Source organism: Pseudomonas chlororaphis (assembly GCA_001023535.1).
Classification (GTDB): Bacteria; Pseudomonadota; Gammaproteobacteria; order Pseudomonadales; family Pseudomonadaceae; genus Aquipseudomonas; species Aquipseudomonas chlororaphis_E.
Window position 1 is genome coordinate 4,587,982 of sequence record CP011020.1, and the last position, 15,080, is coordinate 4,603,061.

Genomic DNA, 15,080 nt, shown 5'->3' on the forward strand with positions numbered 1-15,080 from the left:
GGGTCATTCCTCCCTGGAATGGAACGAGCAAATACTCGCGTTTCTACTGCTTGATGGCTTCAGCCGTGGGACGTGGCCCAACGTCGCGTGTCCGGAATGAAGTCCGCGATGTTGGTATAGGCCCCAGCCTCCATACATTTGTCGACGAATAGTTGGCCCACCACAAGATCCAGGACACCCAACCCAAATGGCGAGAAAATCAGCGGACGCGAACGGTTGATCAAGCGCGGGTTCTTCAGGACTTGCGCGAGCGTGCCGTGCACAAATGAGCGATCGCCGTACTTCTGTTCCGCCAGATGGGGGGAAGTATTGGCTTTCATACAATGTTCCACATCATCGAATAGGTTGAACGCATGCCAGATGATGTCCGGGCTGATATCGCGTAGCGAGACATTCAGAATGATCTGTCCCGGCGCAAAGACATCGTCTCCCGATACATAAGGCGTGCCTGCGTTGGTGGCGAAAACAACGATATCGGCAGCATTGATAGCAGACTTCCAGTTCTCGACAAAACGCGCTTCCTGGCCTGTCCCGGCCTCTATGTGATGACGAAGCTCAGCGGCCGCCCCCGCGTCCAGATCACAGACATTTACCTGACCGAACCTCCAGCCATCGGCCATGAAAAAATCAAAGATTGCGCGGGAAATCACCCCGGCGCCGACGAATGTAATTTTTACCGCCTTCTTCGGATCCGCCACCAGCGCCCTTGCAGCGAGCACTGCAGACGCCGCGGTTCTGGCCGCACTGATTTGCGAGGCTTCAAGGCATGCCACCGGGTAACCCGTTTCGTAATCGTTGAGCAACAGGACGGCCGAGGCACGCTGTAGATTTTGCTCAATGTTCTTCGGATAACTGGCAATCCACTTGATGCCAGAAATGGGCGTGTCGTTGGCAATGGCAGCCGGCAAAGCGATGATCCGATCCGATTGGCGTTCTTCAAATCTCAGGAAATAACTGTCGGGGTTGTTGGTCAGGCCGGCATCGTGCTGCAAGTAGGTTTCTTCGACCAGACGCAGAATGTCCTCGCGCAACGAAGGCATCAGATTGGCGATCTGCGCGCCGGAAACGACGGTCAATGCATGGGACGACAGGTGTAGGGAGTCTTTCATGGAAGGTCTCATTGAATGGCATCGTGTTGTAAAACCTCTGTGTCGCGAGCGCTTCCTTCGGCCTCCAGGAGACTGAATTGATCTAACGTTTCGTTCAGCAGATGTTTTAGTTTCAGCATGTTTTCAGGCGAGATTCTGTCGGCCTGGTACTGCAGCTTGATAAAGCAATGATCAGTCGTGACAGGTACCCACAAAAATAGCGGCCACGGCTGATAGTCGGGTAGCTGGACCTGGGAGACAGCGACACCTTCAAGATCCCAACTTTCAAACGGGCTTTCGGCACCGATATGAACAGGCAGGCTTTGTCTGATTTCGGATTCGGCCATGATTTCACCGATAGAAAGACCGACACTGTCGAAGGTTTCGTAGAGTGAGTCGGCGACATTAAGGATGTGAGCCTGCAACGACAATTTCGAGTCAACGCGTATTCGCAATGGAATGCGCGCTGACAAGTAGGCGACGACAGTCTGCGTGCCTTCCATCCAACGCGGCGTCACATTGGTCTGGATCAAGAAATCGTCCGTCGCGCAAAAATGTGCGAGAGCGATAGACGCCGCCGCGGTGTAAACCACAAAAGGCGTTACATCCAACGTATTACAAAGTCGGTTGATGGCCCCATGAATCTCCACACCGGGGGTCATTACATCGAAGATCGACTTGGCTTGCGCGCTCTCGCCGATGAGCAAACCCGGAATCAGCGGGATCTTCGCGTCCTTGAGATAGTGTCGCCAGAACAGCGCCTGACGCTGATGCTCATCCTGCTCCAACGGCGTTGCCAGCGTTTCATGATCGAAAGTGAGCGGCTCCAGCAACGGTTCCGGCGCGGCGGATATCAAACCGTTGTAGGCGGTCGCCAGATCGTCGAGGATGACCTCCAGCGACCATGAGTCGACAACGATGTGGTGAATGATCAGTGCAAACAGGCAACGATCCTGCCCGAGCTTTTTCAGATAGGCCCTGAACGGTATATCCACCTTCAGATCGAGCGGCCGTCGGCACAAGTTCTCGATACAGTCTTCCAGTCTGGACAACTCGAACGGTTCACCATCGACGCTCAGTACGTCAGTTACCTCGGTTGCGGGAAACCGTCGAGGGCCTTCTTCCGTTTCGTAGAAGTGGGACCGCAGTTGTTCGTGACGATTGACCACCGCGTCCACTGCTCGGCTGAACTGCGCGATGTTCAATGGCCCGTCCAGTACAAACCCAATGCTCACGCAGGCCGTTTCCGCGAGGTCGTAGGCGCTGGACGCGCTCCAATAATAGCGTTGGTATGGGTTCAGTCCTTTGCCCGCCATTACCTACCCCTCCATCAGACAGGCCATTTTTGCCAGTGTCGGAGCGCCAAACACGCGCTTGAGATTGATTTGAATACCACTGCGTTTCATCAGCGCGACGAGACGCATCGCCAAGAGGGAGTTACCACCCAACGCAAAGAAATTCGCCTCACGGTTTTCAATCGGACGCCCTAGAATCTGTGCCCAGATCAGCGCCAGGGTTTCTTCCTGAGGGGTCATTGCCTCCGGGGCCCCGCCCTCCTCCACCAAGTCGCCCAACTGCGCGATCAACGCTGCCCGATCGACTTTACCCGCCGGATTGCGCGGCAGTTCATTCAGAACGACGATCCGCGCAGGCATGAAGTAAGCGGGCAACTCGGCGCTGATCCGGGCCCTCAGCTCAGGCTCCAGCCGCCCATCGTCAGCCTTGTCAGACGGCGTCACAAAAAGCGAGATCCTCACGCCCGAAGTGCCGGCATCGACGCAACAAGCGTGGCAGCTTCTAATCAGCCGCGAAGCCATGGCACAGGCCTCGATCTCGGCCAGCTCGACACGGTTTCCGTTGATCTTAACCAGATCGTCCTTGCGTCCCTCGAACAGGATGCCTGCGTTCACATCGCGCCTGGCGAAATCCCCGGTTCGAAAGCTCAAGCTGTCGTCGCCGGCCAAGCCACGGATAAACCGCGCATCGCTCAGGTCCGGATTGCCCAGATAGCCCAAGGCAACACTCACTCCGCTGATGTAGATCTCGCCGAGTTCGCCATCCGGAACGTCCTCCAGCGCTTCGTCAAGGAGGCGTACCGTGACGTTGGAGATCGCTTGGCCAATATCCGCCGGAGAGGTGTCGAGAGAGCACAACTTCACCGTTGTAGCGACCGTCGCCTCAGAAGGCCCATAGGCATTGATCAAACGGATCTTGCTCGCCCAGTTGACAATGACTTCCTTGTTGCACCTCTCGCCGGCCACGATCAATGTACTCAGGCTGATCGGTAACTCGGACGGCAGCAACGACACCAGTGACGGAGGCAACGTGGCGACATCGATGCGACGATTGCACAGCAGGTTTTGCAGATTGTCGAAATCTCGCAGCTCGTGGTCAGCCACGGCAACCAGACAGCCACCTGCAAACAGGGTCATGGTGATTTCGGCAATGATCGCGTCGAAACAGACCGGGGAAAACATCAGCACCCGACTGCCCTGCGTAATGCCATATGTCAGCGCATGATGGGCAAGGTTAGGGATGCCCCGGTGCGAAACCATCACCCCTTTCGGTTGCCCAGTAGAGCCCGAAGTGAAAATGATGTACGCCAGGTCTTGTGGTGCTATCCGCGGTTGTTCGAAGTGCAGGGACTGCGCCGTATCCCGAGCCTGGCCGAGGGTCACGACCTTTTCAGCGACCAGGGCAGGATTGTTGTCAACGATGTACCCATCAGGGACCAGAACCAGCTTCGCATTGGCAGCGTCCAGCTGTACGGACAAGCGGGCTGGGGCGGCGTCCAGGTCCATGAGGATGAACGCTGCGCCACTCTTCATGACACCTAGCAAGGCCACCAATAGATCCTTGCCGCGCGGACAACCGATGACCACTACCGCGCCTGCACCAATCGCGTTGTGTGCCAGGTAGGCCGCGATTCGCTGACTGTCGGTGTCCACTTCGCCATAGGTATACAGAACACCGCCATCATCTATGGCGGGTTCTCCTTTGAAATCGTGACTAACGCGGGCCCACTGATCGAGAAATATCTGTGTTTGCGCAGCGCCGCTCGGGGGGAATTGAAGTTGTGACAAGCTAGGTTCCTTCTGCTCTGAGAAAACATCAACCAACGCACCGCCGAGACTCAACCCACCATCGCGTGTTGATACATCTGGCTACCAAAGTTGGCGTCACACCACTTATCCGAGTAGATCGTTTCGAGATACCGCTCACCCATATCGGGGCTGATCACGACAACTTCGTCGCCCGCCGGAATCTGTTTCCTCAGGCGCTTGACCGCAACCAGTACGGTCCCCGTGGACCCCCCGAGTAGCAGTCCGTAGTCCAGCGCAACACTGCGACACATGCGGATCGTCTCGACCTCATCAACGAACTCGATATGCTCGACTAGATCCCGCTCGAGAATTTCCGGGCGCCGACTCGTCCCCAAACCGGGAATGAGCCTCTTCTTGGGCACCTCCTGAAAGTTGATCGAACCCACGGTATCGACGGCAATCAGTTTTACCTCTGGCGCTTTTTCACGCAGATATCGCGCGCAGCCGATAAGCGTCCCGGTGGTACCGGCACCGACAAACAACCATTTGCAGTTGGGGTGCTGCTGCAGGATTTCCGGCGCAGTCCGGTTGTAGTGCGCCAGTGGGTTGGCCGGGTTGGCGTACTGGTTGGTCCAGAAATACCTCGGATCCTGACGGATCATTTCCTGAATCAGCGCAATGCGCGCCCCGAGAAAACCGCCATTTCGGTCGCGGGTGTCACAGACAATGACTTCGGCGCCGTAAGCCTTCATCAGGTTGACACTGACCTGATTGACGTTGGTATCGGTTATGCAGGTAAACGGATAACCGCGCTGCGCACAAATCATCGATAACGCAACACCGAGGTTTCCCGAGCTGGACTCGATTACTTTTCGTCCGGGCGAAAGTAGGCCCAGACGCTCACTTTCTTCGATCAGCGATATTGCAGTCTTGAGTTTTATCGACCCGGCCGGATTCAACCCTTCTATCTTCAGGTAGACCGGCACGTCGCCAATGAAGTTAGCCAGCTTGTGATACTGATTCGCACTGTAAATTTGCATCATGCTCAAGGTATCCATTTCCAAGAGAAGATATTTGACGCGAATGGAAAACAATCCTTTGTTGAAGATCGACCATTTGCGCAACGCAGAACTTTTCGGGGTTGAAATTGAGTTCGATCAGAAAATCATCTGCCGGAACCAGACCGAGAACCAAAGGAAACTCCGACTTCTCGATCCACTGCAGATTACTGAGGCGGTAGCGATCACCGACCGGCAAGTTGTCCTGAAGCTCGAAGTTTTCGACCACGAGAACGGTATTGAACAACGCCTCCAGACCAAGTCCGGTAGCACTCCGGAAATGACTCATCGAGACATGCCCTTCGTCCTGCAGGGCTGCACTGCTGCGCTGCAACTGCCGAAGGGCCTCGGCGGCGAACGGCGCCTGTGCATCGACCTTGCACGGGACGATGGAAGTCATCAGCCCGATGATGTCTTGGGAGCCCTCAAGGTCGACAGGCCGTCCCGAAATAGCCCAGCCGAAGATGGGTGTGAAGCTCTGGGTGTTATCGGCCAGGATCTGTGCCCAGATACGCTGGAAGAGAACCGCAACGGTCACACCCAGCCCGGCGCAGAATCGCTCGATGCAACCCGAAAGGTCACGTCCGAGGGTAAACCGGTAGACGTTGTGATCTGCACGCGAGGACGGCTGATAGGCAACCGGACTGGTAAACAGACTGGGCTTTGCGTCCGCCAGATAATGTCGCCAGAACGGACGATTTTCCCGCGCCTGCTGACTGGCCAGCCACTCGATGTAGTCACGATAGACGGGACCGAAGACCGCCTCGGGCTGCACACCGCGGATCATCTGGTCGTAGATGGCAAACAGCTCTTTGATGACCTTGGCCACACACCAGCCGTCCAGAAGGATGTGATGGTAGGTCCAGATCAATTTGTGCGCCTGCAAACCATCGGACAGCAACGTGAAGCGAGTCAAAGCAGGCGTTGCAAGATCAAAGATCCGTGAACGATCATCATGCATCAGGCGTTCATATTGCGCCGGATCACCGTTACCCGCGATGATCTGCCAACTGCAAGTTGCCTTCTGCAGCACATATTGCACCGGTCCCGCCACCGCATCCCAGAAGAACCCCGTGCGCAGGATCGGATGACGCTCGGCCAGCACCTGCCACGCCGCATCCAGCACACTGATGTCGACGTCACCATTAATGTCCATGACGTACTGCAGTGTATAGGTGTCGTCACCGCTCATCAGGTGCTGGAACAGGATTCCCTCCTGTGTCGGTGACAACGGATAGATATCCGCCGGTACGGCGCCGACGCCTGCAATCAGCGACTGCAACTCATCGTCCGTCAGATCGACATCCGGATAGTCGCCGGGCACCCGCACCACGGCGCCCGCCGTGCCATGCTCGATGATCTGCGCCAATGCATCGACGTAGCGCGTCGCAAGATCCTCGGCCTCTTGCGGGGACAGGATTCCGTCGTCGTAATACCAGTCGATTTCAAATCGACCCTGGGCAATCCTTGCCTCGATCTCCAGTGCATGTTGGCGTCCGTTGCGCGGGTCCACCGACACCTGATCGAGGAGACTCAGGACCTGGGCAGACGGCATCCACGCATCCGGGTCAACAAATGACACGTTGTCCCATTGCCCGAGATAGTTGAACTGCACCATGGGCTCGGCAGCAGGAATCACCCGGGACTCATTGAACAGATAACGCAGCAGACCATACCCTATACCTCGTTGCGGGATATCCGCGAGTGTACGTTTGGTCGCCTGAATCAAACTTCCAAGCCCCTCTTGGGGATCATTCAGGCATACCGGGAACACAGAGGTGAACCAGCCTACCGTGCGGGACACGTCGACACCTTCCAGGACGCTTTCACGGCCATGTCCTTCGAGGTTGATCGCAATGTCCGGTCTCGCCCGCCAGCCGGAAAACGCCCGGACCAGCGCGGAGATCAGAATGTCATTGATATGGGTGTTGTAAGCCGCAGGTACCTCCCGGATCAAGGCGCTGGTCGCCGCGCAGCTCAACCCCCGGGACAACATTGCGGTGCGACCCGATGGTCGCCGGTTCAGGTCAAAAGGTATCGCAGCGGGAATTGCCTCGATGACCCGCGACCAGTAGGCGGTCTGCGACAGGACATCGTTCTTGAATGCCTGGCCGTGACTCGCAAGCTGCTGCGCCCAGACGCGAAACGGGGTGACCTGCGCAGGAACCGTGCTGCCGGCATAGAGGCGCAGATAATCCTCGACGAGGATTCGCAGGGACACCGCATCGATCACGAGGTGATGCGCCACCAGCACCAGTAGATTGGTGTCGGGATCCGGGGTGCGAAACAGCACCGCGCGAAACAGATCGCCCTGCTCGAGGTCGAGACCGGACAGAGACTCGTCCAGCACCGCCCGGATATGCTCCGTCGATTGATCGATCGATGCAGCGAGTTGCGCTGTTCTGCAACTCGACTGCGCATCGACGGGATTGGCCGGAATAGTCTGGTCGTATCCATCGCCGATCTTGAACTGCGCACTCAATATCGGATAGCGCTCCAGTATCTTGTGAGTGATCGCGACAAGGGTATCGGCCGCGACGGGACGGTGAATCTCGACCGCCGTGCCGAGACACCAATGGGCAGGGTTGACTAGCTGCTGTTCGGCGAACCAGCGCTGTACAGGCACTAGTGCGGTTGCACCGGTCGGCGGATGAATTTCTCCACGGGCGGTACAGTGCAGCGGCCGCACTGCCTGGGCGATTTCGGACAGTGATCGACTGGCAAAGATGCTGTCGAGATCAATTGTCATCCCATCGCTTCTCAAACGAGCGATGAGTTGCAACGCACCGATCGAGTCTCCGCCCGAAGAGAAGAAATTCTGCTGCAGGGCAATCGTGTCATCGCCGATGATTGCACGCGCCACAGCCAGCACCATCGTGTCGAAGGACGTGTGCTGCGAAGACGTCGGGTATTGATCTTTCGGAGCCGAAGTTTCGTCACTGACCATGGGCACACCTTGCCAGCCCCGCCACTCTTGCAGCGGGCGATGTGCTTCACAGATATAGGTCAGTGCACTCAGGAAATGTTCGCACAGCGCCTCTGCTCGCTCCTCGGAGACATATTCAGGATCGCGAATGAAATCCACAGTGATGGCATCTGCGCCGCTAAGGACTTCAACGGCAAAGGCAAACTCGGTGAGGTCAGTCACCTGCGTGAGTTCGACCGTGACGCCGGGGGCCTCAAGCACAGCCCAATCCGCCAACGTCTCGACGTTCAGCACCGTATCAAAAGCGCCGTTGGCAAAACGCGAACGCGTGCTGGCCAACGCCTCGTTCATGGATATCGATTCGAAGCGAAGCAGCTCGGCGATGCGCCTACTGACCGCCTGCAGGCTGACCTCGGGGCTCTGCGTCGCCGCCAGTGCCAAGGGAATCGGCAAGGTATTGGCGTACATCCCGATATCATCCAGCCCAACCCCGGTGTCGGCACGCCCCGAGACAATCATTCCAAATAATTGGTGCTGCCCGCCATTTATTGCATTGAGTGCCATCCCCCAGGCCGTTGCCGCAACAGCGGCAATCGTGACCCCGGCACGACCACACAGCCCCGTGATGCCCTGCTCAAGCGTCGCGGGCAGTCGTCTGTTGAAGACTCGATGTTCGACCGGTTTCAAGGACGGCTCAGCAAGCTTGTCAGCTACGCAGACCGGCACATGGAAGGGTTCCAGGAGATCCGACCAGAGTTGCTGATCCTCCCGTTGCAAGTGGAATTTTTCCTGGCCGGCGATATAGGTTGAAAATGCATCCTGCGCCACCGGCGCTCCCGAGAATACTTCGCTCATCAGCGCAAAGATCGATGCACCATCGAGCACGAGATGGTGGGCACTGAGGATAAATTGATAATCGTGGCCCCCCAAATGGAACAGATGCACCCGATAGAGCGCCGGCTGATCCAGCTCGAAACCGGTCTGTTTGTCCTGAACGAGGAAGTCTTCCAGATGCTTGCGCTGGTGCTCGTCGTAAAGGTGCAGAAGACTGGTCCGAGTCCATCGTAGTGGAGCGTCTTCGACAACGACACGCACCGGTTGGCCCGTCGGCGCGAGAACAAACGCGCTGCGCAGCAACTCATGGTGTTGATGTGCCTTGCGCCATCCGTCTTCCAGCACGGCACCGCCATCAGGCAGCAGCATGCGGAACGAATACTGCAGCACGTAAGTCGTGCGATGACGGGTTCGCAGCGACTGAACGTAGATGCCCTTCTGCGCCGGCGAAATCTGCTTGAAGGATGTCGAATCGCCCTTCGCTTGTTGCGGATCCAACTGTGTAACGCCCACCCTCGCTGCGGTACCGGCCACCGCGTTTTGGGTTCTGGCTATCTTGAGCAGCCCGATCGTGGTTGGATGCCGGAAGATGTCCCCGAGTGTGAAGGCATATCCGTGGGCCTTCGCCCGTGCAATGAACTGCAAGGCGAGAATCGAATCAGCCCCCTGCTTGAAAAAATCGTCGGCGGGTCGCAACGCCGGGTTACGCAGCAATTCACGCCAGGTCTCAAGTAGCGCCTCTGCGCCGACAGTTGCAGTTGTCGCAACGCTCTGTACGGTGTCAGGCGCCGTTGTTTCATTAGCGATGGCCGTGAGCTTTTTCTTATCGATCTTGCCATTGGACGTTTGGGGAAGAGACGACTGAACCCGAAACTCGGATGGAATCATGTGTTCCGGCAAGACGTCGTGCAGGTCGAGACGCAGCCTATCAAGATCGGTTGCGGTGCCCTCCTGCTCGACGATGAAAGCCGTCAGGAAGGCACGAGTGCGCGAAGTGTTGAGTACCACTGCCGCCTGTTTGATGTAAGCCAGTCGCAGGATGCCGAATTCGACTTCACTCAGCTCGATCCGGTGACCTCGGACCTTGACCTGATCATCGGCCCGACCGTGATAGTGAAAGACACCCTCACCATCACAACTGACGAGGTCGCCGGTCTTGTAGGCTCGGCGACCATCGACAATGACAAACGCCTTGGCAGTCAGGTCGGGGTGACCGATATAGCCGAGCCCCACCGCAACCCCTTCAACGTAGAGTTCGCCGACTTCACCTACGGGCAAAGCTACCAGGTCAGCATCGCGTACCACCAGCCGAACACCGCGTACCGCTCGCCCGATCGGGATCGCCTGGTCAGCCACAGGCATCCGGGTAATAACCTGGTGAGTGACGTCGTCACTGCATTCAGTCGGCCCGTAGGCATTGACCAAAGGGACGTGAGGCTTGGTCGTCAACCAACGTCGGGCAAGTGAAACGGGCAGCACCTCGCCCGTAGCGACGAGGCAGCTCAAACGGTCGAAGCGTGCGTTTTGGGCATCTACGCAAATCGCATCCAGAATGGCCAACAGATGACTCGGCACCACTTGCAGGATATCGATTTCGTCGAGCTCGATCCGTGCCCCCAGACGATCCAGGTCAAGAAACTCCGAACGGGTCAGGATTGCCGTACGCCCGCCGCAGATGAGCGGCGCCAGGAACTGCCAGACGGAAATGTCGAAACTCTGTGGCGCTGTTTGCGCCACGTTGGGCGCCTTGTGCATGCCCAGATCTTCGACTTTGGCCAGCAGATGATTGAGCATTCCACCGTGATGGACCATCACCCCCTTGGGCATCCCTGTCGAGCCAGAGGTGAAAATCACATAAGCGAGACTGTCGTCCTCCAGTATGCAGCGCTCGAGCGGCGCCCCGTCCTTAAGGCCTTCGAGCCGGACCGGCATTGTCAGAAGGCCAATACCGTCGATCTGTAACTGGGCGTCGTCTTCCGCTATCAGCCATCGGCAACTGCATTGCTCCAGCATATAGGCCCGCCGATCCAGCGGCAGAGTACGATCCAGAGGGAGATAAGCGGCCCCTACCTTGAACAGGCCAATCATCGAAATCAGAAATCCGAGTCCCCTTTCCAGACCGATAGCGACAATATCGCCCGGCCTGACAGATGCGGCGATCAGCATGCGGGCGAAGCCGTCGGATATTTCGTCAAGATCGCGATAGCTCAGACGGTTGCAGCCATCCGAAGCTGCAATGGCGCCAGGCGCCCGCCGAACCTGATCGGCGAATACATTCAGAAAATTGTCCATATCATTCCATGTTTATGGTCTAAATTTCGATGCTTCTTGTGTCAGGCACCTTCTCGAAGGTATTTCTTGACCCCCCAATGCCAAAGCAATCTCGACAACAACAAGAAGGCCAGGGTGGCCAGAACAGCGCCCGCCAATGACCGCCCCGTCGTCAACCCCATCGCTGATTGTGCGGGCACTTCCATGATGAAAAAGACAGGTACTACGGTCATGATCACGACTTGGATCCACTCCGGGTACGCGCTGGACGGAAACCGACCGGTAGTCAAAAACATGAATAGCAGGTGGGAAATGTTGCCGGTCTTCTTGGTCCAAAACGCCAGGCTCGCGATACTGAACCAGACCGAGTAAACCAGCGCACATGCCAGTGTCAGGAACACGAAGAAAGCGCCCAGCGTCTGCAACGTCAATTGTCCCTGCGCATGGCTACCGCCCAGCATCAATCCCAGCCCCAGCAGGGCGCCGAAGATATGCCACAGGCGTAGCTGCCCAAAAGCCAGGATAGTTTGAAGGTCAACCGGCTTGGACAAGTAAGTATCAATGGACTTGTTGATAATCAACTTCGAGGCAGCCTCGCAGTTAGGCAACACCAACATTTGTACAAAGGAGCGAATAAAAATGAATGCCCCATACAGCACAATCGACTGCTGCTTGTTCCAGCCACCAATTGTCTCGACATTTCCAAAGAAAATCTCGATCACGACATAAACGGACAATCCCAGCAAAGCAGTGTTCAGCAGGCTGACAAAGACCGGAACACGATCCTTCATATTCGCCTGCAACCTTGCAGTTAGAAGCGCCTTGACTGCGCCTAATGTCTTCATTACCCAAACACCGAATAACGCTTAACACCTTTGGCCCAGACAAAATGAGCCAACAACGAGAACGCAACGACCAGCACTATCTGAAACAGCAATCCGTTGATCAGTTGCTCGACGGTCAGCTCCCCCATAATGATTCGTATTGGAAAACTAATAATATAAGGGAACGGTGACCACTCAAGTATCGACTGCATCCATTCGGGATAAAGTGTCAAGGGTGCGAGAACACCACCAAACAGAGTAAGCATGTAAGTCAATACCAGATCAAAGGTACTTGCCTGATCGGACCAGAAAGCCGCAAGCCCGCCAATGAAATACAACAAGTAATTTATGGCAAACCCAAGCATTACCCCGAGCAGTGCGGGGAGAAGATAGCTCAGGTGTAAATATTGACCCGCTTCAGAAAACAGGAATACGCCGACCACCAGAAAAAACACTGGAATAACCCTGACCATCGCTGAAGCCAGCTCGCTCAAAAAATAATACAGCGCAATGTTGAATGGCCTTAACAGGAGACTGCCGATATCGCCCGAATGGATGTCGTTCTCCACTTCCTCAGCAGCCGTACTAGAGACTATTTCGCCAACTAGAAACACTAGCGCAAAGTAAGCCGCAAACCTTAATGGTGTGAAACCTTCCAGTGCGGCATCTTTTGCAATACCCATCCAGATGACCATCATGAACAACGGCACCAAAGACGCGAGCACCAATACGAACAACTCTGCGCGATGTGCAATTTTGCGACGAATGGCCGTGCGCGCCACCCCTGCGACTTTCACTGCAAACCGGCTCATGCGACACGCTCCCCGGAAGCACCCGGGACCTTTTTCCGGGTATCGGACTGAGAGGCCACGAACAGCTTCAACAGCGCCTCTTCGATCGGCGGATCACCAATGGAAATGTCGATGACCGGCTGCTCGGCCAGAACCCGCGAACAAACGGCCACGACCTCGGCAGCCGGGACCAGCATTTCATGCACAAAGCCGTCCGTGGAACGCACCAGACCATATCTGCCCAGCGCTGAAGCCACGATATTTTCGGATAGCTCCACAGTGATGATGCGGTGATCCGACATGCGTTTACGCAATGACTCCAGGGTGTCATCAAAGGATATTTTGCCATCGGAAACCACAACGACTCGCTCACACAGGGCCTCAATATCCTGCATGTAATGCGACGTTAGCAGTACGCTTACATTGCGCTCGCGACTATAGTCCCGAATAAACGAACGAACTATCTTCTGCACACCGACATCAAGCCCAATGGTAGGCTCATCGAGAAAAAGAACCTTGGGATCATGAAGTAATGACGCAACCAGCTCACACTTCATTTTCTCGCCAAGCGATAAGGTACGCACTGGCGCCTTGGCCAACTTCGACACCTGAAGCAACTCATCCAAATAACCATAAGTCTTTTTGAACTGCGCATCAGGAATTTCAAATATCTTCTGATTCAGCCGAAAGGTTTCCATGGCCGGCAAGTCCCAGATCAACTGTTGACGCTGCCCCATGATCAGCGAGATGGACTTGAGAAATTCCTTATTCCGCAGTTGAGGCTTCCGACCCAGAACCGATATTTTTCCGGCAGTCGGGTAGAGTAACCCCGACAGCATTTTCAATGTAGTGGTTTTACCTGCGCCATTCGGGCCGAGAAAGCCCACGACCTCACCCTGCTTGACGGTGAAGGAAATATCGTCAACCGCTGTTTTTTCAGAAGCCTTGGGAGATACAAGGTCTGTCAACCAACCAAACGCCCTTTCTGAGCGCTCTTTTATTCGATAAGTCTTGGACAAATTTCTTACACTGATGCTATCCATCGCGACTGAGACCTTGAAAAAAATGAGCTATCCATTGCGCATATCGTTTCGACGTCGAGAAATATCACGCAATAATCCATACCATCAAGAAACATCATTGTAAATTTAATTTTTAAATATCGATTTCTAATTGATCATTGCGTAGACCAGCATGGGATCAACGCGCTGCCACGATAATGGCTTAATGAAATCAGCCCTGACAAAACAGCCCCCTGGTTCGCGGTTTTTCCTTTGTCGATGTTTGCCGACGGCTTAAAACTAATCGCTTGTGACTTCAACGTCGAGAGCAAAGCGTTTGGTCATGAAAAAGAAGAATGGAGCTACGAGTGACGGAGAAAAGCGTTACAGAAAAAACCTACAAATGTCTTCGGCCCGCTGCTAAAACTCCGCAGTTTCGGGTGCAATCCGTCAAGGCAGAAGGGCGTTATTTTGCCGGTGATTTACGACTGCCTGTCGCCATCGCCATCGTCGGTATCCGATTCATCAGCTGCGCAGTCCAGCGGGAGCAAGCTCCCTCGCCACAGGGGTAAGTCCTTGCCTTGGATAATGCGCCCTGCATAAAAAAAACCCTCCAGCCCCGAACTGAGTATCGGTTTGGGCTGGAGGGGTTTTCCTTTAGGTCAGCAGTCTACGTCTGGCTGCGCCTTCCACAAGCGCTGCCCGTATGCCACCGAGCGCTGCAAGACTGAAGAACCGGCCTTGCGCCCGCTCGATAACCGCCTGGTAGCGTGCCACTACGCCGAGCAGTTCCTCGACGGCGCGGCGTAACGATCAGTTCGCGTCTCCTGTGGCGAGGGGATAAATCCCCTCGCCACAATTTTTCTGAGCGGTGAAAGCTACGTCTGGCTGTCGCCCTCGTCGCCTTCATCACCGTCGTCAGTGTCCGGCTGGTCGATGGTCGAATCGTCATCGTCCTGATCGCCGGGCTCCTGGGTCGCGGCCAGCATCATGTCGCCCTGGCCAACCTGCCCGTTCCAGGCGTGTTGTTCGTGCTGGTCGCACTCCGCCCAAGCCGCCGACGAACCGAGGGACAACATCACCAACACCTTCAACAAAAACATCATGCGCAGCAGTGTGTTCATAGCCGATTCCTTCTTTCGCGGATGAAGCCAAGGCCTGACGGCTCAAGAAAATCCAATGCTGAACAGACCGGTTCACCCATTAGGACGCTCAGAGATGGCCAGAAATGCCGTCGATGGGC

The 15,080-nt window shown here is 55.8% G+C and carries 9 protein-coding genes; all 9 read right to left on the bottom strand.

Annotated elements, in window-relative coordinates:
- Positions 1–59: 59 nt before the first annotated feature.
- Complete coding sequence (locus VM99_20175) at positions 60–1,121, bottom strand: ornithine cyclodeaminase (protein AKK00282.1); 1,062 nt, start codon at positions 1,119–1,121, stop codon at positions 60–62.
- A complete protein-coding gene (locus tag VM99_20180) occupies positions 1,118–2,404 on the bottom strand; it encodes a hypothetical protein (protein AKK00283.1) in 1,287 nt (428 codons plus the stop codon). The genes VM99_20175 and VM99_20180 overlap by 4 nt, the downstream gene beginning before the upstream one ends.
- A 3-nt stretch (positions 2,405–2,407) precedes the next feature.
- Positions 2,408–4,171 carry a hypothetical protein gene (locus tag VM99_20185; protein AKK00284.1) on the bottom strand — a complete coding sequence of 588 codons (1,764 nt, stop codon included), beginning with the start codon at positions 4,169–4,171 and terminating at the stop codon, positions 2,408–2,410.
- A 50-nt stretch (positions 4,172–4,221) separates the two neighbouring features.
- Positions 4,222–5,172, bottom strand: coding sequence for a cysteine synthase (locus tag VM99_20190; GenBank protein ID AKK01806.1), 951 nt, complete (start codon positions 5,170–5,172; stop codon positions 4,222–4,224).
- On the bottom strand, positions 5,132–11,242 hold the full coding sequence (locus tag VM99_20195; protein ID AKK00285.1) for a hypothetical protein: 6,111 nt from the start codon (positions 11,240–11,242) through the stop codon (positions 5,132–5,134). The genes VM99_20190 and VM99_20195 overlap by 41 nt, the downstream gene beginning before the upstream one ends.
- A 41-nt stretch (positions 11,243–11,283) precedes the next feature.
- Complete coding sequence (locus tag VM99_20200) at positions 11,284–12,066, bottom strand: hypothetical protein (GenBank protein ID AKK00286.1); 783 nt, start codon at positions 12,064–12,066, stop codon at positions 11,284–11,286.
- Positions 12,066–12,857: a hypothetical protein gene (locus VM99_20205; GenBank protein AKK00287.1), complete on the bottom strand. Its 792-nt coding sequence runs from the start codon at positions 12,855–12,857 to the stop codon at positions 12,066–12,068. Before VM99_20205 ends, VM99_20200 begins: the two co-directional genes overlap by 1 nt.
- The gene (locus VM99_20210; protein ID AKK00288.1) at positions 12,854–13,879 is read right to left on the bottom strand and encodes an ABC transporter; all 1,026 of its coding nucleotides are present in this window, start codon (positions 13,877–13,879) and stop codon (positions 12,854–12,856) included. The genes VM99_20205 and VM99_20210 overlap by 4 nt, the downstream gene beginning before the upstream one ends.
- Before the next feature lie 836 nt (positions 13,880–14,715).
- Positions 14,716–14,961, bottom strand: coding sequence for a hypothetical protein (locus VM99_20215; GenBank protein ID AKK00289.1), 246 nt, complete (start codon positions 14,959–14,961; stop codon positions 14,716–14,718).
- Positions 14,962–15,080 lie beyond the last annotated feature (119 nt).

Bases quoted from the DNA above. Each gene is read 5' to 3' on its own strand.
- VM99_20210 (AKK00288.1), bottom strand. From the start codon at position 13,879: ATGGATAGCATCAGTGTAAGAAATTTGTCCAAGACTTATCGAATAAAA.
- VM99_20175 (AKK00282.1), bottom strand. From the start codon at position 1,121: ATGAGACCTTCCATGAAAGACTCCCTACACCTGTCGTCCCATGCATTG.
- VM99_20205 (AKK00287.1), bottom strand. From the start codon at position 12,857: ATGAGCCGGTTTGCAGTGAAAGTCGCAGGGGTGGCGCGCACGGCCATT.
- VM99_20200 (AKK00286.1), bottom strand. From the start codon at position 12,066: ATGAAGACATTAGGCGCAGTCAAGGCGCTTCTAACTGCAAGGTTGCAG.
- VM99_20215 (AKK00289.1), bottom strand. From the start codon at position 14,961: ATGAACACACTGCTGCGCATGATGTTTTTGTTGAAGGTGTTGGTGATG.
- VM99_20190 (AKK01806.1), bottom strand. From the start codon at position 5,172: ATGCAAATTTACAGTGCGAATCAGTATCACAAGCTGGCTAACTTCATT.
- VM99_20180 (AKK00283.1), bottom strand. From the start codon at position 2,404: ATGGCGGGCAAAGGACTGAACCCATACCAACGCTATTATTGGAGCGCG.
- VM99_20195 (AKK00285.1), bottom strand. From the start codon at position 11,242: ATGGACAATTTTCTGAATGTATTCGCCGATCAGGTTCGGCGGGCGCCT.